This is a genomic window from Rhodococcus sp. HNM0569, from assembly GCF_012726205.1.
Lineage (GTDB): Bacteria > Actinomycetota > Actinomycetes > Mycobacteriales > Mycobacteriaceae > Rhodococcus_F.
In genome coordinates this window covers 202,981-226,919 of sequence record NZ_JAASAE010000006.1, presented here as the reverse complement: position 1 = coordinate 226,919, position 23,939 = coordinate 202,981, and the positions used below count along the sequence as shown (strand labels likewise).

The window sequence follows — 23,939 nt, the reverse complement described above, 5'->3', positions numbered from 1 at the left end:
CCACGGGCCCTGTCCTTCGGACTTACTGCTTGCAGCTGTCCTGCCGGACTACTGCTTGTAACTCGTGAGGAAGTTGCCGAACCGCTCGATGGCCACCGCGAGATCGCGGGCCCACGGGAGGGTCACGATGCGCAGGTGATCGTGCGCGGGCCAGTTGAACCCGGTGCCCTGCACCATCAGGATCTTCTCCTGGAGCAGCAGGTCCTGCACGAGCTTCTCGTCGTCGTGGATCTCGTACACCTCGGGATCCAGCCGCGGGAACGCGTACAGCGCGCCGCGAGGCTTGACGCAGGACACCCCCGGAATCATGTTGAGGTGCTCCCACGCGACGTCGCGCTGTTCGAGCAGCCGGCCACCGGGCAGCACGAGGTCGTCGATCGTCTGGTATCCGCCCAGCGCCACCTGGATCGCGTGCTGAGCAGGCACGTTGGGGCACAGCCGCGACGACGCGAGCAGGTCGACGCCCTCCAGGAAGCCCTTCGCGTGATCCTTCGGGCCGGTGATCGCGAGCCAGCCCGAGCGGTAGCCGGCCACGCGGTACGCCTTCGACAACCCGTTGAACGTGAGGCACAGCAGGTCGGGAGCGAGCGACGCGAGCGACGTGTGCTTCGCGTCGTCGTAGAGGATCTTGTCGTAGATCTCGTCCGCGAGCAGCAGCAGCGAGTGCCGACGGGCGAGGTCGACGATCTGTTGGAGCACTTCCTCGGAGTAGACCGCGCCCGTCGGATTGTTCGGGTTGATCACCAGCAGCGCCTTGGTCTTGTCGGTGATCTTCGACTCGATGTCCGCGATATCCGGATTCCAGTCGTTGTCCTCGTCGCACAGATAGTGCACGGCGCGCCCGCCCGCGAGGCTCGTCATGGCAGTCCACAGCGGGTAGTCGGGCGCGGGGATGAGCACCTCGTCGCCGTTGTCGAGCAGCGCCTGCATCGTGATCGTGATGAGCTCGGACACGCCGTTGCCCAGGTAGATGTCGTCGACGTCGAGCTCCGGGAAGCCGGGGACCAGTTCGTAGCGCGTCGCGATCGCGCGCCGCGCCGACAGGATGCCCTTCGACTCCGAGTAGCCCTGCGCGTGCGGCAGCGCCGCGATCATGTCGCGCATGATGACGTCCGGCGCCTCGAAACCGAACGGCGCCGGGTTGCCGATGTTCAGCTTGAGGATGCGGTGACCCTCCGCCTCGAGCCGGGCGGCGTGCGCGTGCACCGGGCCACGGATCTCGTAGACGACGTTCTGCAGTTTGGTGGACTGCTCGAGGCGCCGCGGCCGCGGGCTGGGCTGTTCGAGGCGGCCCTGCGGGCGCGGGTCCGGTTCTGGAGTGCTCACCCGGCCCATTCTTCCACCCGGCCGCAATCGGGTTTCCGAGACTGCGATACCGCAGGCAGGATCGCCCCTGCCGACGAGGTGCCGGATATATCGTCGGTCCATGCCTGTGACGCGCGCCCCGTACGGATCCTGGCCTTCGCCGATCACCGCGAAGGATCTCGCGGCCGCCGGTCACCCGGTGGAGGGCGGGCGTTTCGTCGGCGACGACGTGTGGTGGGCGGAGCTGCGGCCGTCGGAAGGCGGACGCATGGCGATCCGCCGCACCGGCCTCGACGGCGCGCCCGAAGACATCCTGCCGCCGCCGTGGAACGCCCGCACTCGCGTGCACGAGTACGGCGGCGGCGCGTGGACGTCGATCGGCACCGGCCGGCTCGTCTTCGCCGAGTACAGCGACCAGCGCGTGTACCTGCTGCGCGGAGCGACGCCCTGGCCGCTCACCCCCGAGCCGCCGCGCCCCGGCGCGTGGCGGTACGCCGACCTGCAGGCCGTCGGACGCGAGGTGTGGGCCGTGCGCGAGCGGCACGACGAGTCCGGCGCCGTCACACGCGACATCTGCGCGATCCCGCTCGACGGTTCCGCGGCCGACGACGCGTCGAAGGTGCGGTCGGTGGTCGGCGGATCCGATTTCCTCGCGTACCCGCGGGTGTCGCCCGACGGTCGTTCGCTCGCGTGGATCGCATGGGACCACCCACGGATGCCGTGGGACGGAACCGAACTGCGCGTGGTTCCACTCGCGGACGGCGTCGCGTCGGGCGAACCGGTGACGCTCCTGGGTGGCCCCGAGGAGTCGGTGCTGCAGCCGCAGTGGACCGGTTTCACCGATCTGTACGTCGTGAGCGATCGCACCGGCTGGTGGAATCTCTACCGAGTGCCGGTGGCCGGGGGCGAGCCGACACCCTTGCACCCCCTGGCCGCCGACTTCGGCGGACCGCTGTGGAATCTCGGCAGCAAGTGGTACCTGCCCGTCGAGCAGGGCGAGATCGTCGCGGTCCACACGCTCGGCACCGACACGCTGTCGGTGCTCGACACCAAGGACGGCTCGCTCTCCGATCTCGACCTCGGTGCGTTCACGTCGCTGGCGCTGTGCGACGAACGAGACGACGTCGTGCTGCTGCGCACCGCAGGAGCGCGCGCCGCGGCCGGGCTGCGCACCTACAACCGGGCCTCGGGCGAGATCACGACCGTGCGGCTCTCGTCCGACGAACTGCCCGCGCCCGAATTCCGTCCCGATGCAGTGCAACTCACATTCGACGGCAACGGGCGCGACGTGCATGCGATCGCCTACCCGCCGCTCAATCCGTCCTACGAGGGCATGGAAGGGGAGAAGCCGCCGTACGTCGCGTTCGTGCACGGCGGGCCGACCGCGCACGTCGCGCCGGTGCTCAGCCCCGTCTTCGCGTTCTTCACCAGTCGCGGCATCGGCGTGATCGACGTCAACTACGGCGGCTCCACCGGCTACGGCCGTGAGTACCGCAACCGGCTGCGTGGCCAGTGGGGTGTCGTCGACGTCGAGGACGTGGTGACCGCGGTGCTCGGGCTCGCCGAGCAGGGGCTCGCCGACCGCGACCGGCTCGCGATCGAGGGTGGCTCGGCGGGAGGGTGGACGGTGCTGTCGGCGCTCACGACGTCGGACGTGTTCGCTTGTGGTGCATCGTATTACGGTGTCGCAGAGCTCGAGAAGTTCGTCGAGGAGACCCACGACTTCGAGTCGCGCTACATCGACGGTCTCATCGGCCCGCTGCCCGAGGCCGCCGACCTGTACCGCGAGCGGGCGCCGCTCGAGAACGTCGACGGATTGAACTGCCCCGTGCTGTTGCTGCAAGGTCTCGACGACCCGATCGTGCCGCCCGCGCAGGCCGAGCGGTTCCGCGATGCGCTGGTGGCGAAGGGCATCCCGCACGCATACCTCGCGTTCCCCGGCGAATCGCACGGTTTCCGCCGCGTCGACAGCCAGATCCGTGCGCGCAATGCCGAACTGTCGTTCTACGGACAAGTGCTCGGGTTCGAGCCGCCGGGCATTCCGGTGCTCGAACTGTGGCGTCCCGAGCGTTCCTGACCTACACACCGGGTTACCGCCCAGCCGGCGTCGCGGATACGGTCCCGGTGGACGAAACCGGTGGCGCGACGCCGAAAGGTGTGTGAAACGCCAAGCGCCCCACCCGCGTCGTGCGAGTGGGGCGCTTGCGTGCCGATCTACTTCTTGCGGCCGGGGGCCTTCGCGCCCGACTTGAAGCCGAGACCGCCCGGCTTCGCCTGCGGTGGCTCGGGCGCGCTCGAGGTGTCCGGCGCGCTCGACGTTTCCGGCTTCTCCGCCTCGGTCGGTGCCGATTCGGGCTCGGCCGGGGTCGGTGCAGCGTCGGCAGGTGCCGTGGCTTCGGGCTTCGTCGCACCCGGCGCCTTCGGGGCCGGAGCCTTCGCGCCCGCCTTGAAGCCGAGACCGCCCGGCTTCGCCTGCGCTGGCTCGGGCGCGCTCGCGGTGTCCGGCGCGCTCGCCGTTTCCGGCTTCTCCGCCGCGGTCGGTGCCGATTCGGGCTCGGCCGGGGTCGGTGCAGCGTCGGCAGGTGCCGTGGCTTCGGGCTTCTTCGCACCCGGCGCCTTCGGGCCCGGAGCCTTCGCGCCCGACTTGAAGCCGAGACCGCCGGGCTTGGCTGCCGGGGGAGCCTTCGGCTCGGCCGGTGCCGACTGGGCCTCGGCCGGTGCCGATTCGGGTTCCGCCGGGGTCGGTGCAGCGTCGGCAGGTGCCGTGGCTTCGGGCTTCTTCGCGCCCGGCGCCTTCGGGCCGGGGGCCTTCGCGCCCGACTTGAAGCCGAGACCGCCGGGCTTGGCTGCCGGGGGAGCCTTCGGCTCGGCCGGTGCCGACTGGGCCTCGGCCGGTGCCGATTCGGGTTCCGCCGGGGTCGGTGCAGCGTCGGCAGGTGCCGCGGCTTCGGGCTTCTTCGCACCCGGAGCCTTGCCGGCGCCCTTCATCTGGAGCCCCTTGCCGGGAGCCTTGCCCGCACCCTTCATCTGCAGGCCCGGGCCCTTGGGCTTCGGTGCTGCGGAAGCGGAGTCGGCGGGAGCCTCGGTGGTTTCGGCTTCCGTGGTTGCGGCCTCCGCGGGCTTCGCGCCCGGTGCCTTCGCTCCGGGGGCCTTGCCGGCGCCCTTCATCTGCAGACCCTTGCCGCCCGGTGCCTTCGCAGCGCCCTTCATGCCGAGGCCACCGCCCTTGGGCGCCTCGCTCGGTGCGGCTGCGGAGTCGGTCGCGGCGTCGGCGGGCTCGGCGGCGGGGGCCGCCTTCTTGCCGGGTGCCTTCGCGGCACCCTTCATGCCCAGCCCACCGGGTGCCTTCGCGCCCGGCGCCTTCGCACCGGGTGCCTTGCCGGCACCCTTCATGCCGAGACCGCCACCGGGTGCCTTGCCCGCACCCTTCATGCCCAGCCCACCACCGGCAGGCTTGCCCGCGGTGCTCGCGGGCGTCTCGGCAGGCTCCTCGATCTCCTCGACGCGCTGCGATTCGACCGTCTCGGCCGCTTCCTCCACGCGCTCGGCGGGCTTCTCGGACTTCGGCCGCGGGATCACCTTGATGTTCTCGGTGAGCTTCGCGGGATCGAGCCGCTCGACGGACGACAGCATCAGCTGTGCGACGTCGACGACCTCGACGCCCTCGCCCTTGCCGCCTTCCTGCGCGGCTGTGACACCGTCGGTGAGCATGACACGGCAGAACGGGCAGCCGGTCGCGATCTTCTGCGGCGACGAGCCGTCGCCGCCCAGGGTGTCGAGCGCTTCGTCGACGCGGTCGATGTTGATCCGCTTGCCGATCTTCTCTTCCATCCACATGCGGGCGCCACCGGCGCCACAGCACATCGACCGCTCGCCGTGCCGCGGCATCTCCTGCAGCGACGTGCCCGATGCGGACATGAGTTCACGTGGCGCGTCGTACACCTTGTTGTGGCGGCCGAGGAAGCACGGGTCGTGGTACGTGACGTTCTCGCCGACCGGCGCGACCGGCACGAGCTTCTTCTGCCGCACGAGGCGGTTGAGCAGCTGCGTGTGGTGCACGACGTCGTACTTGCCACCCACCTGCGGGTACTCGTTGCCGAGTGCGTTGAAGCAGTGCGCACAGGTCACGACGATCTTGCGCTTGCGCTCCTCGACGCCGTCGAACACCGAGTTCAGCGTCTCGATGTTCTGCATCGCGAGCTGCTGGAACAGGAACTCGTTGCCCGCGCGGCGAGCCGAGTCGCCGGTGCAGGTCTCCTCGGCGCCGAGGACCATGAACTTGACGCCCGCGGTCGCGAGGAGCTCCGCGACGGCCTTCGTGGTCTTCTTCGCGCGGTCCTCGTAGGCGCCGGCGCAGCCGACCCAGAACAGGTACTCGTAGTCCTCGAAGGTGTCGGCATCCTGGCCGAACACCGGGATGTCGAAGTCCATCTCCTGGATCCAGTTGAGGCGATCCTTCGCGTTCTGGCCCCAGGGGTTGCCCTTGTTCTCGAGGTTCTTGAACAGGCCCGCGAGCTCGGACGGGAACTCCGATTCGATGAGGACCTGGTAGCGGCGCATGTCGACGATGTGGTCGACGTGCTCGATGTCGACCGGGCACTGCTCGACACACGCGCCGCAGTTGGTGCACGACCACAGTGTCTCGGCATCGATGACCGGTGCGAGCTCGCCCGCCTCGACGAGCGCGTCGGTCTCGCCGACGAGCTTGCGGCCCGCTTCGGCACGTGCGGCTTCGGGGATCTTCGCGAGCGCGTCCTCGCGGACGTTGCCGTCGGCGTCGACCAGGCCGACCTCGTCGCCGCCCATGTCCTTGCGGCCGCCCGCGAGCAGGTACGGCGCCTTCGCGTAGCCGTGGTCGCGCAGCGACATGATGAGCAGCTTCGGGCTCAGCGGCTTGCCGGTGTTCCACGCGGGGCACTGCGACTGGCAGCGGCCGCACTCGGTGCACGTGGTGAAGTCGAGCCAGCCCTTCCACGAGAAGTCCTCGACGTTGCCCGCACCGAAGGTGTCGTTGTCGGGGTCGGCTTCTTCCATGTCGATCGGCTTGCCGCCCGACATCATCGGCTTGAGGGCGCCGAGCGCGACGTCGCCGTCGTCCTCGCGCTTGAAGTAGATGTTGAAGAACGCCGAGAAGCGGTGCCAGGCGACACCCCAGTTGATGTTCCTGCCGACGATGTAGAGCCAGACCATGGCCGACATGAGCTTGACGAACGCGAAGGCGGACACCATCTCCGGGCTCGCAGGCAGCAGCTCGGCGACGCGCATCGTGAAGAAGTCGGTCCAGGCGTTGGCGTGACCGAAGGTGGCGATCTTGCCCGCCTTCACGAGGATCATGCCGAGGCCCTCGATGATGACGACCGTCTCGACGAAGTACGCCGCGCGGAAGTTCGAGCCGCCGAAGCGCGATTGGCGCGCGGGCCGGCGCGGGTGGTTGAGCTGACGGATGATCACCAGCGTGACGCCACCGATGACGGTGCCGATGCCGAGGAGTTCGTCGATGAAGTGGTAGACCGCCGTGCCACCGATGAGCGGCCAGTGCCCCTCGGGGTCGAACGTCTGGATGTACGCCTCCATCGCCACGATCGAGCCGAGGAGGAAGCCGATCATCACCAGCCAGTGCGCCCAGCCGACGGTGCGGAACTTGTTCATGCGGGTGTGCGCGAGGAACTCCACGACCATCTGCTTGAAGCGCGGGAAGAACGGGCGCCACCGATCCGGGGCGGGCTGGCCAATGCGGATGGCACTGACGATCCGCCAGACGCCGCTGAAGAACGACCCCCACGCGGGAAGGCTCAGCAGCACGCCGATGGTGCCCAACGTAATCGTCAGGGCATTCATGTCGCGGCCTTTCGTTCACGGCGGCGTCGAGCCACCTCGGGACTGCACAGCATCCTAACCCCCGGTAAGTTACCCGCGGGTAACAAGGGGGATGTTACTGGTCGGTAATACCCTTTGGCGTGATATGGGGCATACGTACCCGTCACGGTAGGCGTGGGCGATCTGCGCCACTACGCCAGGCTTGCCTAAGTTCGTGTCGCGGCGACGTCGGGCCCTCGAACGTGTGTGGCCGCGAGGCCACATCGTGCGCAACGAGCGCACCGAGTGTGACGTCGCGGCCACCCGGACCGAAGCGACGAAAGTGTCAGTTCGTGCGGACGTTCACCCCGGGGTTGTCGCCGAGGATCGTTTCGACCGGCGTCGCGAACAGTTCCGGGCCCTGGCCGAGTACGAAGCCGACGATGTCCGCGATCTGGCACAGCGGGTACTGCCCGACATTCGACGCGCTCGAGATGCCCAGCGCACGGGTGCCGGTCACGATGGGGCCGCCGCTGTCGCCCTGCAGCGCGCACAGGTTGGTGGAGAAGCCGTCGGTGAGGACGCGATTACCGACCTCGACGGTCTGGCCCACCGTCTGCACGATGCCGCAGTTGAACCCGCTCGTGGTGCCCGACTTGCACACCGGTGCGCCGACGACGGGTTGTGCCGTGCCGGTGATCGCGAGTGGTGCCGCGCCGGGTACGCGCACGCCGTTGTTCTCGAAGCGGTGCCGCGACGCGTCGTCGGCCCGGATGATCGCGTAGTCGTGGCCGTCGAGGTTGCTCTTCGCGAACGTGCCGAGGCGCGGGCCCGTGCCGTTCGGCGACAACGCGAACGCCTCCGACGAGTCGCCCGTGCCTGCCGCGGGGAGGTTCGGGTCGCAGTGCCCGGCGGTGAGGTTGATCGGCCGACCCGACGCGTCGGTGCCGTTGAATCCGAGCGAACAGCGCAGGCCGGTGCCGCCGCCCTTCGCTCCGAAGGCGTCGCCGCCGAGGAGGGCGTCGGGCGCGAGGACGTCGGACACCCCCTCGAGGTTCGACGGCTGCAGCGGCGCGGGTGCGGGCGCGAACACGACGCGCGCACCGTCGAGGAAGTCGGGCAGCTCGAAGCCGGCGACGTCGTCGGTGCGCAGCACGAGGCCGTTGCCGCGGATGTCGACGGTGACACCACGGACCGCGTCCGCGATCGCGGCGGGCTGTTCGGCGAGCCACGTGTCGAGCTCGGATGCCTTGTCGGTGAGTGCGCGCTCGCTCTGCGCCGCCTCGGTGACGGTGTAGCCGGCGTCGGTGGCCGCGCGGGCGGCGGCGTCGTGATCGTCGCCGGGCGCGACGGCGACGACCGCGTTGCCCTGCTCGTCGAGCCAGCTACCCGCGAACACCTCGGGATACTGCGCACGGGCGTCCGACGCGAACTGGGCGAGCCGTTGTGCCAGGTCGGACCGTTCGAGGTACTGGTCGGGGCTGAGCTGCAGGTCGCGCGCGAGCGCATCGACCAGCTCCGCAGGAAGCGCGGCCCCCTGGTCGGACGGTGCCGCGGGCTCTGCCGAGGCCGTTCCGGCGAGCGGGGACAACGCGAGCAGCGCTGCTGCTCCCGTCACTGCGACGCGGCGTGCGGTGAAACGCATGAGGGCCTTTCTCTCGGTCCTCGGGGGCGGACCCGAGGGCTGGGACGGTAACGCGCGATGCTCAGCTGTTGCCGGTGCGCAGGGTCAGGCCGGGGACGGCGTCGACGATGCCGGTGACCGGGATGCCGAGGCTGGCGGTGCCGCCCTCCGGCGCGAGGACAAGGTTGGCCTCGGTGCAGTTGGGGGCGCCGCTCGCGTTGGAGCCGCTCGTGATGCCCAGTGCGAGGGTGCCCGTGACGATCGCGCCGCCGCTGTCGCCCGCGAGTGTGCATGCCGTGCCCGCGAAACCGGACACCGTGCGGCTCGAACCGTCGGCGACGTACAACTGTGTCTGCACCTGGTCGGCCGCGACGACACCACATGTGAACGACGAGCTCTGCCCGGACTTGCAGATGGGTGCGCCGACCACCGGGCGTGCGACGCCGGTGATCGTGAGCGTGGTGCCGTTGGCGCCGCGCACCAGCGGACGGTCGAGCCCGGCCTCCACGCCCGCATCGTTCAGTGCGATGACCGAGTAGTCGAGGCCGTTCGCTGCGCCACCGACGGTGGACTCGCGGAACGAGCCGATCTGCCGGCTCTTGCCGATCTCGCCCGCGTCGGGCAGGTAGACGGGAGACGCCGAGCCCTGCTCGGGGTTGCAGTGGCCTGCACTGACGTTGACGGGTGAGCCGTTGCCGTCGGTGGCCGCGAAGCCGAACGAGCACAGCGAGATCTCGTCGGGCGGGGTGTCGGCGATGTCGCCCTTGGTGGTGACGTACGTGTCGCCGCCCATCGGCGTGGGCTCGACGGGGCCGCCCTGACCGGGGCTCAGCATCACCTTGACGTTCGCGAGGAGCGTCGGCAGGTTGAGCGCACGACCGATCGGGCTGTTGACGACGTCGAGCACGACGCGATTGTCGAGCACGTCGACCGACGCCGAGTTGATCTGCGATGCAACGTCCCTCGGCAGGCCTGCGATCCACTTGTTGACGTCGGCGAGGGTCTGTTCGAGGCTGCCCGCGGACACCGGCGCGAGACGCGTGGTGTACCCCGCGCTCGCCGCGACCTCCGCGGCCTCGGTGGTGGTGACCGCGACGACCGGATTGCCGTCGTCGCCGATCCACGCACCGGCGAAGCCGTCGGGATGCTCGTCGCGGAAGTCCTGCGCGTACGTGCCGAGCTCCTGTGCTCGCGCGGCGCGGTCGAGGTACTCCTGGGGGCTGATCCCGAGGTCTCGGGTGATCGCCTCCACGAGCTCCGCCGGCAGCCGATCGGCAGGGAGCTGGGGGCTCGGCTCGGCGGAAGCGGTGCCTCCGAACGGGAGGACCAGAAGCATCGCCGCAGCGCTCACTACGGCGGCGCGGTGCGCCAGCACGGTACGCATGTATTCCCTTCTGAGCCCGTCCAGAGTCGGGCGGTCCGTCGGTGTCAGCGCCTTACCCTATGTCACGTCGCGCGCTTCGACGCGGGTGGATCACTGCGGCCCAGGTCACCCCGACGGCCCGCTGTGGACGGCCCCCGCATCGCCCGTGGCCGGAGCGCGAAATCGCCGTTAGTTCGCCGATTTCGTGGTCGTGGTGGTCGTGCTCGCGGTGGTCGTGGTGGTCGTGGTCGTCGGCGCGGTGGTGGTCGTCGTGGTGCTCTTCGTGGTCGACTCGGTGGTCGTCGTGATGGTCGGCATCGTGAGCGTCGGCTCGGTCGTCGTGGTGGGGGTCGATTCAGGGGTGGTCGTGGTCGGCTCCGGCGCGACCGTGGTGGTCGGGATCGGCTCCTCGGTCGTGACCGGCGGTGCCACGACGACAGGCTCGGTCGTGGTGGTCGTGGTGGGCAGCGCCCGCGTGGTCGTCGGCTCGGGTACGACCACGACGTCGCGCACCGGGGGGAGGTCCGACTCCGCCGACGACGTGAGTGTCAGCGCCCCGGCGATCAGCCCGCCGCCGACGACCAGAGCGCCCGCGACAGCACCCGCCACGGCGAGCGAACGACGGTCCGGCACACGGAGGCGGGCCCGCACGGCGGCGGGCGCGGCCGCTCGGGCCGAGCCGGTTGCCGCCGCTCGGGTCGAGCCGGTTGTCGCTGCTCGGGTCGAGCCGGTTGCCGCGGGAATCGCCGACTCCGGATAGCGTGTCCCGACCGCGGGCACGACCGCCGAGTATGCGGTCTGTACCGGAGCCGCGACCGGCGGCAGCGATTCGGTGTCGGCGTCGGCCGACGCCTCGGGCACGGCGAGTCCGGCACCGATCGTCGCCGCGCCCCGCGCGAGGTCCTTCGCCGTCTCGGTGGCTGCGGCATCACCCTCGCCGGTGAGCGCCGCGCGCGCGGTGGATTCGGACACCAGCTCGGCGCTCTGCAGCCCCATGTAGTCGAGTGCGCCGCGCAGGCTCGTGACCGCACTGTCCGCCCAGTCGTCGGGATGCGTGACGACCGCGCGGACCGGCTCGGCGACGCCCGCGACCGCGTCGCGGAACAGGCAGAACGCGGCGGTCGCGACGAGATCCTCGGCGCGGGTCATGGTGCCCGCGTACTCGACGCCTTCGGGTGCGCCGACGAGTGCGACGAAGCCCCGGATCGTGGCGCGCGCGTCGGAATCCGGTTCGGGCTCGCCCAGTGACACCGTGCCGTCCTCGGCGGTCGAGACCACTGTCGCGCGTTCGACGACCTCGGGTTCTTCCCCGGGGGCGAGGACGACGGCGGTCGAGAGGTCGTCGGCGATCGTGAGTCCGACTCCGGTGGGCATGTGGTGTCCTTTGCGCGCTGGCTCGGCTCGGGAAGGGCGATTCCGCGAGAACTGTCAGGTCCGGGGAGAAGTTACAGGTAGTGCCCGGACGGTTCCCGGTCAGTCCGCGACGGGTGCGAACGGATCGGTGGGCTCCCACGCGACGGGCAGTGCCACCTGCACGCCGTCGCGGGCGGCCCGGGTGCGTACGAAGTCGAGCGCCGTGCCGACGTCGTCGGCGGCGAGCGGCATCGGGCGCAGCGGCCGGTGCAGCGGACGGAAGAAGTCGTCCCAGTGGACGGGGACGACCTGCCGTGCGCCGGTCGCGAGCACGACCTCGTCCCAGTAGTCGTTGCGGAACTGCTCGTCGCGCCGGCCGAGTGCGCCGACGCCGAGGTACACGGTGTCGGCGCGACGGCCCGCGAGGAAGCCGGGAACGAAGCCCGCACTCGCGTGCACGAGCACGGTGCGGCCGTGGTGCTCGACCGAGATCGCGTAGCACTCGCCGGTCTTGAGCGCCGTGGCCCGCGCGGGCAGACGCAGCGGGGTGTCGATCGTGCCGGGCATGCGGTCGCCGTGACTGTGCACCGAGCGGACGAACTCGAGCGTGAAGTCGCCGAACCGCATCGGGTGCGTGTCGACCTGGCGCAGGACGCTGTTCCGAAGGCCCCACCCGCGGCCGAGGTTGAGCGTCGACTCCGATCCGACCAGCACCGCGCCGGTGCGTTCGGCGATCGCGGGGGCGTCGAGCGCGTGGTCGTAGTGCGAGTGTGCGCACACGACGGCGTCGAGCTCGGCGACCTGCAGCCGGGTGAGCGTGCGGTCGATCGTGTCGAGATCGGGTGCGACGCGGCCTGCGACCACGCGGGGAAGCGACGGGCGCGTGAGGAAGCCGTCGATCAGCACACGGTGCGTGCGGTCGTCGAACAGGATGCTGCTCGTGCCGAGGAAGGTGGCACGCACCGGCGCCGCGGGATCGGTCCGCGTCCGGGTGAACTCGTCGAGCGAGGGCCTGGCCCAGGGCAGTCGCATCTCGTCTCCCTTCCGGGTTTCTTTCTACCCGGTGCCCACTCGGGCAGGGGTCTTCTCGGGGCGACCACCCACGCGCAGACCAGGTGCAGGCCCGGAGGTGCCCGGGCGCTGCGCGCACGAGCATCGAAGCTGTACCGGCCGCATCGACAGAGAGGTTCGCTCATGCTCACGAATCGACGTACCCGCACCGTTCGAGCCACGTTCGCGGCCGCCGCGCTGTCGGCTTTTGCCGTCGTACTCCCGTTGTCCGGTGGCGTGCTCGCCCACGCGGCCGATCTCCCGGAGGCGACCGTCGTGAACGAGGCCTGTGCGACGACGGAGGCCCCGTCGTGGGAGGGCACGACCAACGACGTGCCCACCGGCAGGCCCTATGTAGGGGGTACCACCAACGACGTGCCCGACACCGACCCGAACTTCTCCGGGACGAGCAACGAGGCCGTCGACCCGGACGGCGATCCGTGCCCGTGACGCGCACGGATCACGGCGGTGCAGCTCGCGCAGGGCGGTTCAGGGCAGGGCGGCCAGCAGGTCGTCCGCGTGGACGGGCAACTGTCGCACGCGCACCCCGGTCGCGTGCCACACCGCATTCGCGACGGCGGCCGCCGAGCCGACGATGCCGATCTCGCCTGCCCCGCGGATGCCGAGCGGCGACGCGGCGTCGTCGGTCTCGTCGAGCCATCGGGCGTCGAGATCCTCGATGTCGGCGTTGACCGGGAAGTGGTAGGACGCGAGATCGTGCGTCACGACGTGGCCGAACCGATGGTCGCGAATGCTCTCCTCCTGCAACGCCATCGACAGGCCGAAGGTCATGCCGCCGAGGAACTGGGAACGTACGGTCACCGGGTTGACGACGCGGCCGACGGAGAACACGCTGCGCATGCGGGACACCCGGATCTCGCCGGTGTCGCGGTCGACGCGGACCTGTGCGAAGTGTGCGCCGAACGAGTGCGCGGCGACCGACTCGAGCGCCGGGTTCTCGGGCGTCGACGCCGTGACGGTGGCGCCGATCTCCGGTTCGTCGCCGTGCCGGACCCGGAACTCGCGGGCGGCCGCGACGATCGCGGAACTCCACGACACCGTGCCGCTCGACCCGCCCGCGACCGACGCCGCGGGGAGCGCGCTGTCGCCGATCTGCATGTCGATGCGTTCGGGTGGTACCCCGAGTGCGTCGGCCGCGACGAGAGTGAGCGCGGTGAGCGCGCCCGTACCGATGTCGGCCGCCGACGTGCAGACCGCGTACCGGTCGTCGGCGAGCAGACGCACCGACGCGCTCGAACCCGTGTTGTACATGTGCGGATAGGTGGCGCTCGCGACGCCGGTGCCGACGAGATACCGGCCTTCCACCCGGGTGGCAGGTGCCGGATCTCGTCCGGCCCACCCGAACCAGTCGGCGCCGTCGCGCAGACAGTCGACGAGCCGGCGCGACGACCACGGCTTGCCCGACTGCGGATCGACATCGGGCTCGTTGCGGACGCGCAGTTCGATCGGGTCGATGCCGGTGCGCTCGGCGAGTTCGTCCATCGCGACCTCGAGCGCGAACATGCCGGGCGCCTCGCCCGGCGCCCGCATCCAGAACGGGATCGGCACGTCGAGCGGCACGAGGCGGTGCGACGTGCGACGGTTGCGCGCCGCGTACATCGTGCGCGACGGCACCGCGGCCTGCTCCGCGAACTCCTTGACGGTTGCGGTCTGCACCGTGGCGTCGTGCACGAGTGCGACGAGACGGCCGTCGGCGTCGGCGCCGAGCCGGAGGTGCGAGACGGTGGGACTGCGGTACCCGACGAACTCGAACATCTGCTGACGGGTCACCGCGAGCACGATCGAACGCCCGGGCAGCCGCCACGCGGCGAGCGCGGCGAGGACGTTGTGGGCGTGCGGCGCTCCCTTGGAGCCGAATCCGCCGCCCACGTACGGAGAGATCACGTGGATGCGCCCGGCGTCGAGGCCGAGCACGGGCGCGAGCGCGTCGGCGACACCCGCTGCGCTCTGCGTCGAGTCGTACAGCGTGAGTACCTCGTCGTCGGGCTCCCAGTGTGCGACGACGCAGTGCGGCTCGAGCGGATTGTTGTGTTCCTCCGGCGTCGAGTAGAACTCGTCGACCACGAATGCCGGACCGGCCGCGAACGCCGCGTCGACGTCGCCCTCGCCGGTTTCGGTGTCGTTGCCGCCGTTGACCTGTGCCGGCCGGATGCCCGCGGGGTGTTCGACGTGGAAGCCGGTGTCGTGCGTCTCCTCGTCGTACTCGACGTGCACGAGCGACGCCGCATGCCGCGCGGCCTCGGGAGTCTCGGCGGCCACCGCGCCCACGATCTGGCCGCGGAAGGCGACCTCGGGGGCCTGCAGGATCGTGAACTCGCCGTCCGACGTGTCGGCGAGACTCGGTGCGGTCCAGGCGTTCAGCACGGTGAGCACCCCGTCGACGGCTTCCGCTTCGGCGGTGTCCATCGTGACGACGGTGCCGCGCGCGACGGTCGAGGTGATCGCGTGCAGATATGCGCGGGCTTCCACGTCGTGTTCGTACGCGTAGGGCGCGGCGCCGCGCACCTTGGCCGGCCCGTCGAGCCGTGTGGTGGCACGTCCGACGGCGGTCACGACGTCGCCCCGGTGAGATCGCGCAGTACCGCGGTGAGCGTGCGCACCGCGAGTGGCACCTTGAACTCGTTGCCCTGCATGGGTTCCGCGGCGACGAACTCGGCCTCGGCCGCCTCGCGGAAGAGTTCGACGGACGGTGTGCCCGCGCCGTCGCGCAACAGCACTCGCTCGGCGAGTGTCGCACGCCACGGCTTGTGCGCCACACCGCCGATGGCGATGCGCGCGTGCGTGATCGACTCCGGCGTCGCGACGACCTCGGCCGCAACGGACACGAGCGCGAAGGCGTACGACGCGCGGTCGCGCACCTTGCGGTACGTCCCCGCCGTGCCCGCGACCGGCGGCGGCAACTCGACCGCGACGATCAACCGGTCGTGTGGCAGTACGGTGTCGGCCTCCGGGGCGTCTCCGGGGAGCCGGTGGAAGTGTGCCGCGGGTATGCGTTCCTCGCCGTCCGGACCCACCACGATCACCTGCGCGTCGAGTGCCGCGAGGGCGACGGCCATGTCCGACGGATGCGTCGCGTAGCACGCGGGGGAGGATCCGAGCACCGCGTGGTAGCGCGTGAATCCGCCGTCGGCGCTGCATCCGGTGCCCGGCTCGCGCTTGTTGCACGGGGTCGACGGGTCCTGGAAGTACACGCACCGCGTGCGCTGCAGAAGGTTGCCCGCGGTGGTCGCGAGGTTGCGCAACTGCGGCGAGGCGCCCGCGAGCAGGGCCCGGGCGAGAATCGGATAGTCCTGTCGTACAACGGGGTCCGCCGCGAGGTCGCTGTTGCGAACGGTCGCGCCCACTCGCACTCCGCCGTCGTCGGTGGGCGTGATCGTGTCGAGCGGCAGCCGCGTGACGTCGACGAGCAGTGAGGGAGCGGCGATGCCGAGTTTCATGTGGTCGACCAGATTGGTGCCGCCCGCCAGGAAACGCGCATCCGGGTCGGACGCGATCGCGGCGACCGCGTCGTCGACGTCCGTGGCCCGGTGGTAGCGGGTGGGGATCATCGCGCACCTCCCGAGCCGGTGTCGCCCAGAACGCGGTGCACCGCCGCGATGATGTTCGGATACGCGCCGCAGCGGCACAGGTTGCCGCTCAACCGTTCCCGGATCTCGGCGTCGTCGAGTGCGATCTCGGCGGTGAGATCGTCGGTGACGTGACTCGGCCTGCCTTCGCGCGCCTCGTCGAGCATCGCGACCGTCGAGCACACCTGGCCCGGTGTGCAGTAGCCGCATTGGAAGGCGTCGAGATCGACGAACGCCTGCTGCACCGGGTGCAGTTCGTCGCCGTCCGCGAGACCGTCCGCCGTCGTGAGCGTCGCGCCGTCGTGCGCGACGGCGAGCGACAGGCACGTCGTGACGCGTCGCCCGTCCTCGAGTACGGTGCACGAACCGCACTGGCCGTGATCGCAGCCCTTCTTGGCCGCCATGACGCCGAGCCGGTCGCGCAGCGCGTCCAGCAAGGTGGTGCGGTGGTCGAGCGTGAGCGTGTGGGCCACGCCGTCGACGGTGACGGTGACCTCCGATTCGAACGGTGTCGCCAACCTGGGCTCCTCCCGTGACGGGGTTCTGAGCCGAGGCTACGCGGGGCCGCCGTCGCGGTGGGGTCGATCGGGCGGGCCGGGGGCGTCCGCAGTCGCGTCCAGGTCGTCCGCTGCACCCAGGTCGTCCGCGGTGTCGACGTCACGGGGGTCGCCGGTGCCGGTGCAGTCGACGGCCACCACCTCCTGCGCGTGCGCCGCGAGATAGTCGCGTGCGCCGCGGTCACCCGTCGACCCCCGCGCGACGCCGTGGACATGCTCGTGGGCGAACAGGATCGGATGTGCGCGTGTGCCGTCGTACTCGGCGGCGGCGATGCGGGCGCCCCGCGCGAACGCGTCGAGCAGGCGCGTGACAGCCCCCGGCCCGAGCCAGGGCATGTCGACGAGCGTCACGACGACGGCGTCGGCATCGGCCGCGGCGGCCAGCCCGGCTTGCAGCGACGACGCCATGCCCGAACGCCACTCCGGATTGCTCACGATCTCCGCGCCCACGACAGGGGCGAGAGGCAGCGCGCCGGTCACGACGAGCACACGCGAGCAGCCGCCGCCGCGCAGTGTGCGGACGGCGCGGTCGACGAAACGTTCGCCGTCGACGCGGACGTCGGCCTTGGGGCGGCCGAACCGGGTGCCCGCGCCCGCGGCGAGCACAATGCCGACGACGGCGGGCTTCCTGGGTTCGCTCACGGGTGCCACCCAGCGTTCGGTCACGATGTCGTATTGTGTGCGTCGGGCGCGCACGATGCGACAGTGCGGCCGTTCACTCGGCGCCGCCGATCAACCAGCCGAACTCGCCCGGCAGCCGCTGCGCGGCCTGCGGCCCCATCGAGCCGGGTGCGTACGGCTGCACCGCGGGCGGGTCGTCGAGCAGTGGTCCGGCGACGGCCCACACGTGCGCGAGGCCGTCGGGCCGGGTGAACAGCGAACGGTCGCCGTGCAGGACGTCGAGCAGCAGACGCGCGTAGGGGGCGAGTGGAGCGGCGTGCGGCACGGTCTGCAACGGCAAGGTCGTGTGTCCGACGCCCAGTTCGCTGCCCGGTCCCGGTTCCTTGACGGTCATCGCGAGGTCGATCGCGCCGTTGCCCTGCAGGTCGAAGGACAGCACCGTGCCGTCCGGTGGCACACCCGCGATGGGGCCGTCGGCGGCTCGGAACACGAGGCTCACCCACTGTTTCGACACTCCCATCCGCTTCCCGGTCCGCAACAGGAAGGGCACGCCGCGCCACCGGTCGGTGTCGACCCACAGGCGCGCGGCGACGAAGGTGTCGGTGGTCGAATCGTCGGCGACGCCGTCGACGGCGCGGTAGCCGTCGTACTGGCCGAGCACGACGTCGCCCGGGGCGAGGGGCCGGAACGCGGCGATCACGGATTCGCGCGCGGTCTGCAGGTCGTCGGCACCGAGCGTCGGCGGCGGCTCGAGCGCCACCTCCGCCGCGACCTGGAACAGATGTGTCACGAGCATGGCGAGGACCGCGCCGGTCGCGTCGTAGAACCGGGCGCGATTGTCGATGTCGAGTGTCTCGGGCACGTCGATCTGCACCTGTGCGACGTGTTCGGCATTCCACACGCCCTCGAACAGGCCGTTCGCGAACCGCAGAACGTGCAGATTCTGCACGTTCTCCTTTCCGAGGAAATGGTCGATGCGATACACCTGCTGCTCGTCGAGGACGTCGTGCACCGCGACGTCGAGTTCCTCGAAGGTGCGTCGCGACGTGCCGAACGGCTTCTCGTAGACGACCCGGGCACCCTCCGCCAGCCCGTGGGCACCGAGCGCCCGCGTGTAGTCGGCGAACGTGACGGGCGGCAGCGCAAGGTAGTGGACGAGCGCGGCGGGTTCGCGGGAGCCGCCTTCGGCCATGACGCGGCGCACCTCCGCGAGGACGTCGAGCAGCTCGCCGGGATCGTCTGGCGTGAACCCCCGCCCGGCATAGCGCACGTGGCGCACGAACTCGCGCCACGTGTCGTCGTCGGGCGCCTGGTCGTGTTCGGTGATCGCGTCACGCGTGTGGGTGCGGAACTGGTCGTCGCTCAGTGCGTGCCTGCCGTTGCCGACGAGTGCCCAGTGCTCGGGCAGCAGTCCCGCGGTGAACAGTTGGTAGAACGCCGGCAGCACCATGCGGGCGGCGAGGTCGCCGGTCGATCCGAACAGGACGAACAGCGTCGGGGGCAACGGTGCGTGACGGTCGGCTCCGGTCGTCATGCCTCCACTGTGCTCCGTGCAGGCGGGCCGTGGGCGGAAAGGCTGCGGGAGAGCGGAGGCACGGGGAGCGCAGGGGAACAATTCCGGGGGACCCCTCGTTGAGCCCAGTGAACAGCCTTGAGCGTGCCCGACTCAAGTTGGAATTGACGAGGCCCGGAGGGCCGTGCAAACTTGAGCCGGACGCGCTCACAGGCGCCCCGAACGCAGGTCCGGCGCGCGAACGCGCCCGGAAGTGCACAACGAAAGTGAGGAAATGTAATGGCTCGTGCCGTCGGTATCGACCTCGGTACAACGAACTCTGTCGTGTCCGTGCTGGAGGGCGGCGAGCCCGTCGTGGTCGCCAACTCCGAAGGCTCGCGCACGACGCCGTCGATCGTCGCCTTCGCCAAGAACGGCGAGGTTCTGGTCGGTCAGCCCGCGAAGAACCAGGCGGTCACCAACGTCGACCGCACCATCCGCTCGGTCAAGCGCCACATCGGCACCGACTGGACCACCTCGATCGACGACAAGAAATACACCTCGCAGGAGATCAGCGCCCGCACGCTGATGAAGCTCAAGCGTGACGCCGAGGCATACCTCGGCGAAGACATCACCGACGCGGTCATCACCGTCCCGGCCTACTTCGAGGACGCGCAGCGCCAGGCCACCAAGGAGGCCGGCCAGATCGCGGGCCTCAACGTGCTCCGCATCGTCAACGAGCCCACCGCGGCCGCGCTCGCGTACGGCCTCGACAAGGGCGACAAGGAACAGACGATCCTCGTGTTCGACCTCGGCGGCGGCACGTTCGACGTGTCCCTCCTGGAGATCGGCGACGGCGTCGTCGAGGTGCGCGCCACGTCCGGCGACAACCACCTCGGTGGCGACGACTGGGACCAGCGTGTCGTCGACTGGCTCGTCGAGAAGTTCAAGTCGCAGAACGGCATCGACCTCACCAAGGACAAGATGGCGCTGCAGCGTCTGCGTGAAGCGGCGGAGAAGGCGAAGATCGAGCTGTCGAGCTCGCAGTCGACGTCGATCAACCTGCCGTACATCACCGTCGACGCCGACAAGAACCCGCTGTTCCTCGACGAGCAGCTTTCGCGCAGCGAGTTCCAGCGCATCACGTCGGACCTGCTCGACCGCACGCGCGCGCCGTTCCAGTCCGTCATCAAGGACGCGGGCATCGCCGTCAAGGACATCGACCACGTCGTGCTCGTGGGCGGCTCGACCCGTATGCCCGCCGTGTCCGACCTGGTCAAGGAGCTCACCGGCGGCCGCGAGCCCAACAAGGGTGTCAACCCCGACGAGGTCGTCGCGATGGGTGCCGCGCTGCAGGCAGGCGTGCTCAAGGGCGAGGTCAAGGACGTCCTGCTGCTCGACGTCACGCCGCTGTCTCTCGGCATCGAGACCAAGGGTGGCGTGATGACCAAGCTCATCGAGCGCAACACCACGATCCCCACCAAGCGCAGCGAGACCTTCACGACGGCCGACGACAACCAGCCGTCCGTGCAGATCCAGGTGTACCAGGGTGAGCGCGAGATCGCGACGCACAACAAGCTTCTCGGCTCCTTCGAGCTCACCGACCTGCCGCCCGCCCCGCGTGGCGTGCCGCAGATCGAGGTCACCTTCGACATCGACGCCAACGGCATCGTGCACGTGACGGCGAAGGACAAGGGCACGGGCAAGGAGAACACGATCCGCATCCAGGAAGGCTCGGGCCTGTCGCAGGACGAGATCGACCGGATGGTCAAGGACGCCGAGGCCCACGCCGAAGAGGACAAGAATCGTCGCGAAGAGGCCGAGGTGCGCAACCAGGCCGAGTCGCTGGTCCACCAGACCGAGAAGTTCGTCAAGGACAACGAGGACAAGGTCTCCGGCGAGGTCAAGGAGAAGGTCGAGGCCGCGGTCAAGGACGTCAAGGACGCCCTCGCGGGCAGCGACATCGCTGCAGTCAAGACCGCCGTCGAGAAGCTGTCGACCGAGTCGCAGGCCCTCGGCCAGGCGATCTACGAAGCGTCGCAGCAGGAAGGCGCAGCCGGTGACGGCGAGGGCGCGGCCACGGGTGGTGCCGACGACGTCGTCGACGCCGAGGTCGTGGACGAGCCCGACGATTCGGAGAAGAAGTGACCTCGGATCGGTCCGAGAACGAACCGGTTTCTTTCGTGGACAAGCGGAAGATCGACCCGGAAACCGGTGAAGTGCGGGAGCCGGCCGGCCAGGATCGGCCGGCCCCCGGCTCGGACGACGCAGGGTACGAACAGGTGGAATCGCAACTGGACGATGCGCAGTCGAACAGCGCTGCGCAGTCGAACAGCGATGCGCAGTTGGACAACGAGGACACCGGCGCCGTGCACGAGGCGGAGGAGATCACCGAGGAGGCCGCCGAGTCTCCCGAGGCGATCGCGCTCGCCGAACGCACCGCCGACCTCCAGCGGTTGCAGGCCGAGTACACCAACTACCGCAGGCGCACCGACAAGGAGAAGCTCGAGCAGGCGGCACGCGGCAAGGCGTCCGTCGCCGAACAGCTGCTGCCGATCCTCGACGATCTCGATCGCGCGCGGGCGCACGGCGACCTCGACGACGGGCCGATGAAGGCCATCGCCGACAAGCTGACGGCAGCGCTCGGTGGTCTCGGTCTCGCCGAGTTCGGTGCCGAGGGCGACGCATTCGACCCCGAGTTGCACGAAGCGGTGCAGCACGAGGGCGAGGGCAGCGATCCGGTACTCGGCGCGGTGTTGCGCAAGGGCTACACGTTCGGTGACCGCGTGCTCCGGCACGCGATGGTGGCCGTGACCGATCGGCCCGACACCGGCGGTGCCACCGCCACCGGCGAACAGAAATAACAGCGGAAGGAGGAGGCGCCCAGTGAGCCAACGGGAGTGGATCGAGAAGGACTTCTACAAGGAGCTGGGCGTCTCGTCCGACGCATCCCAGGACGACATCAAGAAGGCGTATCGCAAGCTCGCGCGTGACCTGCACCCGGACGCCAATCCGGGGGACACCGCCGCCGAGGACCGGTTCAAGGCCGTCAGCGAAGCGCACGCGGTGCTGTCGGATCCGGCCAAGCGCAAGGAGTACGACGACGCGCGTGCACTGTTCGCGAGCGGTGGATTCGGCTCGCGTGGTGGCGGATTCGACCCCGGATCCGGCGGCTTCGGTGGTGCGGGCGGCTTCGACATCAACGACCTCTTCGGCGGCGGCGGCGCGGGCGGCGACAGTGGTCTCGGCGACATCTTCGGCGGCCTGTTCGGCAACCGCGCCGGTGGCCGCACGACGTCGACTCGGCCGCGCCGCGGCAGCGACGTTGAAACCGACACCACCCTCGACTTCCGCGAAGCGACGCTCGGCGTCACCGTGCCGCTGCGGCTCACGAGCCCGTCGGCGTGCACGAACTGCCACGGCAGCGGTGCCAAGCCGGGGACGAGCCCGCGCGTGTGCCCGCGCTGCAACGGTGCAGGCGTGATCAACCGCAATCAGGGCGCATTCGGTTTCAGCGAGCCGTGCGACGAGTGCCGCGGCACCGGCTCGATCATCGACGAGCCGTGCGAGGTGTGCCACGGCAACGGAGTCACCAACCGCACCCGCACCATCACGGTGCGAGTGCCCCCCGGTGTGAGCGACGGGCAGAAGATCCGTCTCGCCGGTCAGGGCGAGGCAGGGCTGCGTGGGGCGCCGTCGGGTGACCTCTACGTCACGGTGCGGGTGCGTCCCGACAAGGTGTTCGGCCGCGACGGCGACAACCTCACGGTCACCGTTCCGGTCGGCTACGGCGAACTCGTGCTGGGGACGACGGTGTCGGTGCCGACGCTCGAAGGACGCGTCGGCGTGAAGATCCCGGCGGGTACCGCGGACGGCCGTGTGCTGCGGGTCCGCGGGCGCGGTGTGCCGAAGAAGTCCGGCACCGCGGGCGACCTGCTGGTCACCGTCAAGGTGGCGGTGCCGCAGAATCTGTCCGACGACGCCGTCGCGGCATTGCGTGAGTACCTCGAGGCCGAGCAGGCCAGCGGATTCGACCCCAGGTCCGGGTGGGCAGGTGTGTGATGAACGAGCAGCCGAAGAACCCTCGTGACGTCGACCCCGACGCGCAGATCTTCGTGATCTCGGTGGCCGCGGAACTCGCGGGCATGCATGCGCAGACGTTGCGCAACTACGACCGGCTCGGTCTGGTCACGCCGCACCGCACGGCGGGTGGCGGGCGCCGCTACTCGCCGCGCGATGTCGCGCTGCTGCGCGAGGTGCAGCGGCTGTCGCAGGACGAGGGCGTCAACCTCGCCGGCATCAAACGCATCATCGAACTCACCACGCAGGTGGAAGAGCTGCAGCGCAAGGTGTCCGAGCTCGCACACGAGATCGCGCAGGTCCACGCCACCTACAACCGGCTGCCCGCCACCATCCCGCGCAGCAACTCGATCGTGGTGTGGCAACCGCGCAACCGTCGTCGCGACGGCTGACCGCGATGGCCGCCCTCGAGGTCCGACCGTATCGTGACGACGACAGCGCGGCGCTCGCCGTGCTGTACCCGACGGTGGGCGCGGGCTCACCGACCGCGTCGCTGTGGGGCGACCCGGAGTCCGAGGCCGCGATCTACCTGTTCCCGTACGTCGAGCTCGAGCCCGAGTCGTTCTTCGTTGCGGTCCTCGACGGAGAACTGGTCGGATACCTCGCCGGGTGTGTCGACACTGCGGCGTTTCCCACCGAGAGCGCGCGCATGCAGGCGGCGTTCGCGCGGTACAAGCCGTTCCTCCGGCCGACCGCGATGCGCTTCTTCCTGCGCAGCGGTGTCGATGCGCTCCGCGACGCGGTGCGCCGCGTGCCGGTTGCCGGCGACTTCGTCGATCCCCGATGGCCCGCGCACCTGCACATCGACGTCGCGGAGGAAGCACGTGGCACGGGCGCTGCCGACGCGCTGATGGAGGCATGGCTCGACCGGCTGCGTTGGCTCGGCTCGCCGGGCTGTCACCTGCAGACCTTGCGGGAGAATGCCCGTGGCGTCGCCTTTTTCGAACGCATGGGTTTCCGGGCATACGGGAGCGAGGCAGCCGTACCTGGTCTGCGATTCCGCGGGGCCCGGGTCCGTCAAGTGACGATGGTCCGCGAACTCTGACCGGAGAACGTAGCGCGCAAGCCCGGTCCTTCAGGGCCGGGTTAGCGCATCAAGTGTGTCGGTGGT

The 23,939-nt window shown here is 70.1% G+C and carries 18 protein-coding genes; 7 read left to right on the top strand and 11 right to left on the bottom strand.

Annotated features, from left to right (window positions below):
• Positions 1-48: 48 nt before the first annotated feature.
• On the bottom strand, positions 49-1,335 hold the full coding sequence (locus HCA44_RS10950) for a pyridoxal phosphate-dependent aminotransferase (protein ID WP_169648576.1): 1,287 nt from the start codon (positions 1,333-1,335) through the stop codon (positions 49-51).
• A gap of 91 nt (positions 1,336-1,426) precedes the next feature.
• Between HCA44_RS10950 and HCA44_RS10945 the strand changes: the two genes are divergently transcribed.
• Positions 1,427-3,382 (top strand): prolyl oligopeptidase family serine peptidase, encoded by a 1,956-nt coding sequence (locus HCA44_RS10945; RefSeq protein ID WP_169648575.1) that lies wholly within the window; start codon positions 1,427-1,429, stop codon positions 3,380-3,382.
• A 137-nt stretch (positions 3,383-3,519) separates the two neighbouring features.
• On the opposite strand, the gene HCA44_RS10940 is transcribed toward HCA44_RS10945, so the two are convergent.
• The 5 genes from HCA44_RS10940 to HCA44_RS10920 all read right to left on the bottom strand — a co-directional run bounded on the left by HCA44_RS10940 (position 3,520) and on the right by HCA44_RS10920 (position 12,473).
• Positions 3,520-7,143, bottom strand: coding sequence for a (Fe-S)-binding protein (locus HCA44_RS10940; RefSeq protein ID WP_169648574.1), 3,624 nt, complete (start codon positions 7,141-7,143; stop codon positions 3,520-3,522).
• A 304-nt stretch (positions 7,144-7,447) separates the two neighbouring features.
• Positions 7,448-8,746 carry a S1 family peptidase gene (locus HCA44_RS10935; RefSeq protein ID WP_169648573.1) on the bottom strand — a complete coding sequence of 433 codons (1,299 nt, stop codon included), beginning with the start codon at positions 8,744-8,746 and terminating at the stop codon, positions 7,448-7,450.
• A gap of 61 nt (positions 8,747-8,807) precedes the next feature.
• Positions 8,808-10,109, bottom strand: coding sequence for a S1 family peptidase (locus HCA44_RS10930; RefSeq protein ID WP_206037991.1), 1,302 nt, complete (start codon positions 10,107-10,109; stop codon positions 8,808-8,810).
• A gap of 168 nt (positions 10,110-10,277) precedes the next feature.
• The gene (locus HCA44_RS10925; protein WP_169648572.1) at positions 10,278-11,462 is read right to left on the bottom strand and encodes a hypothetical protein; all 1,185 of its coding nucleotides are present in this window, start codon (positions 11,460-11,462) and stop codon (positions 10,278-10,280) included.
• Between the two features lie 99 nt (positions 11,463-11,561).
• Complete coding sequence (locus HCA44_RS10920; protein ID WP_169648571.1) at positions 11,562-12,473, bottom strand: MBL fold metallo-hydrolase; 912 nt, start codon at positions 12,471-12,473, stop codon at positions 11,562-11,564.
• A gap of 162 nt (positions 12,474-12,635) precedes the next feature.
• On the opposite strand from HCA44_RS10920, the gene HCA44_RS10915 reads away from it, so the two are divergent.
• On the top strand, positions 12,636-12,941 hold the full coding sequence (locus HCA44_RS10915; protein ID WP_169648570.1) for a hypothetical protein: 306 nt from the start codon (positions 12,636-12,638) through the stop codon (positions 12,939-12,941).
• Between the two features lie 39 nt (positions 12,942-12,980).
• Here the strand turns inward: HCA44_RS10915 and HCA44_RS10910 are convergent, their stop codons facing one another.
• Genes HCA44_RS10910 through HCA44_RS10890 form a run of 5 tightly spaced genes read right to left on the bottom strand, consistent with a single transcriptional unit; the run spans position 12,981 to position 18,790 of the window.
• Positions 12,981-15,065 (bottom strand): xanthine dehydrogenase family protein molybdopterin-binding subunit, encoded by a 2,085-nt coding sequence (locus HCA44_RS10910; RefSeq protein ID WP_169648569.1) that lies wholly within the window; start codon positions 15,063-15,065, stop codon positions 12,981-12,983.
• On the bottom strand, positions 15,062-16,060 hold the full coding sequence (locus HCA44_RS10905; protein WP_169648568.1) for a xanthine dehydrogenase family protein subunit M: 999 nt from the start codon (positions 16,058-16,060) through the stop codon (positions 15,062-15,064). The genes HCA44_RS10910 and HCA44_RS10905 overlap by 4 nt, the downstream gene beginning before the upstream one ends.
• Complete coding sequence (locus HCA44_RS10900) at positions 16,057-16,596, bottom strand: 2Fe-2S iron-sulfur cluster-binding protein (RefSeq protein WP_169648567.1); 540 nt, start codon at positions 16,594-16,596, stop codon at positions 16,057-16,059. The genes HCA44_RS10905 and HCA44_RS10900 overlap by 4 nt, the downstream gene beginning before the upstream one ends.
• A gap of 36 nt (positions 16,597-16,632) precedes the next feature.
• The gene (locus tag HCA44_RS10895) at positions 16,633-17,301 is read right to left on the bottom strand and encodes a nucleotidyltransferase family protein (RefSeq protein ID WP_346764670.1); all 669 of its coding nucleotides are present in this window, start codon (positions 17,299-17,301) and stop codon (positions 16,633-16,635) included.
• Positions 17,302-17,350: 49 nt separating this feature from the next.
• Positions 17,351-18,790 carry a glucose-6-phosphate dehydrogenase (NADP(+)) gene (locus tag HCA44_RS10890; protein WP_169648566.1) on the bottom strand — a complete coding sequence of 480 codons (1,440 nt, stop codon included), beginning with the start codon at positions 18,788-18,790 and terminating at the stop codon, positions 17,351-17,353.
• A gap of 258 nt (positions 18,791-19,048) precedes the next feature.
• On the opposite strand from HCA44_RS10890, the gene dnaK reads away from it, so the two are divergent.
• The 5 genes from dnaK to HCA44_RS10865 are packed head-to-tail and all read left to right on the top strand — an operon-like array spanning position 19,049 to position 23,873.
• Positions 19,049-20,896 carry a molecular chaperone DnaK gene (gene dnaK / locus HCA44_RS10885; protein ID WP_169648565.1) on the top strand — a complete coding sequence of 616 codons (1,848 nt, stop codon included), beginning with the start codon at positions 19,049-19,051 and terminating at the stop codon, positions 20,894-20,896.
• Positions 20,893-21,612: a nucleotide exchange factor GrpE gene (gene grpE, locus HCA44_RS10880; RefSeq protein ID WP_169648564.1), complete on the top strand. Its 720-nt coding sequence runs from the start codon at positions 20,893-20,895 to the stop codon at positions 21,610-21,612. Before dnaK ends, grpE begins: the two co-directional genes overlap by 4 nt.
• A gap of 22 nt (positions 21,613-21,634) precedes the next feature.
• Positions 21,635-22,810 carry a molecular chaperone DnaJ gene (gene dnaJ, locus HCA44_RS10875; protein WP_169648563.1) on the top strand — a complete coding sequence of 392 codons (1,176 nt, stop codon included), beginning with the start codon at positions 21,635-21,637 and terminating at the stop codon, positions 22,808-22,810.
• Positions 22,810-23,220 carry a helix-turn-helix transcriptional regulator gene (locus tag HCA44_RS10870; protein WP_169648562.1) on the top strand — a complete coding sequence of 137 codons (411 nt, stop codon included), beginning with the start codon at positions 22,810-22,812 and terminating at the stop codon, positions 23,218-23,220. Before dnaJ ends, HCA44_RS10870 begins: the two co-directional genes overlap by 1 nt.
• Positions 23,187-23,873, top strand: a complete 687-nt coding sequence (locus HCA44_RS10865) for a GNAT family N-acetyltransferase (RefSeq protein WP_346764669.1) — start codon at positions 23,187-23,189, stop codon at positions 23,871-23,873. The genes HCA44_RS10870 and HCA44_RS10865 overlap by 34 nt, the downstream gene beginning before the upstream one ends.
• The last annotated feature ends 66 nt before the right edge of the window (positions 23,874-23,939 follow it).

Excerpts from the sequence above, each read along its gene's own strand:
- HCA44_RS10950 (WP_169648576.1), bottom strand. The coding sequence starts at position 1,335 with ATGGGCCGGGTGAGCACTCCAGAACCGGACCCGCGCCCGCAGGGCCGC.
- HCA44_RS10945 (WP_169648575.1), top strand. The coding sequence starts at position 1,427 with ATGCCTGTGACGCGCGCCCCGTACGGATCCTGGCCTTCGCCGATCACC.
- HCA44_RS10940 (WP_169648574.1), bottom strand. The coding sequence starts at position 7,143 with ATGAATGCCCTGACGATTACGTTGGGCACCATCGGCGTGCTGCTGAGC.
- HCA44_RS10935 (WP_169648573.1), bottom strand. The coding sequence starts at position 8,746 with ATGCGTTTCACCGCACGCCGCGTCGCAGTGACGGGAGCAGCAGCGCTG.
- HCA44_RS10930 (WP_206037991.1), bottom strand. The coding sequence starts at position 10,109 with ATGCGTACCGTGCTGGCGCACCGCGCCGCCGTAGTGAGCGCTGCGGCG.
- HCA44_RS10925 (WP_169648572.1), bottom strand. The coding sequence starts at position 11,462 with ATGCCCACCGGAGTCGGACTCACGATCGCCGACGACCTCTCGACCGCC.
- HCA44_RS10920 (WP_169648571.1), bottom strand. The coding sequence starts at position 12,473 with ATGCGACTGCCCTGGGCCAGGCCCTCGCTCGACGAGTTCACCCGGACG.
- HCA44_RS10915 (WP_169648570.1), top strand. The coding sequence starts at position 12,636 with ATGCTCACGAATCGACGTACCCGCACCGTTCGAGCCACGTTCGCGGCC.
- HCA44_RS10905 (WP_169648568.1), bottom strand. The coding sequence starts at position 16,060 with ATGATCCCCACCCGCTACCACCGGGCCACGGACGTCGACGACGCGGTC.
- HCA44_RS10890 (WP_169648566.1), bottom strand. The coding sequence starts at position 18,790 with ATGACGACCGGAGCCGACCGTCACGCACCGTTGCCCCCGACGCTGTTC.
- dnaK (WP_169648565.1), top strand. The coding sequence starts at position 19,049 with ATGGCTCGTGCCGTCGGTATCGACCTCGGTACAACGAACTCTGTCGTG.
- HCA44_RS10870 (WP_169648562.1), top strand. The coding sequence starts at position 22,810 with ATGAACGAGCAGCCGAAGAACCCTCGTGACGTCGACCCCGACGCGCAG.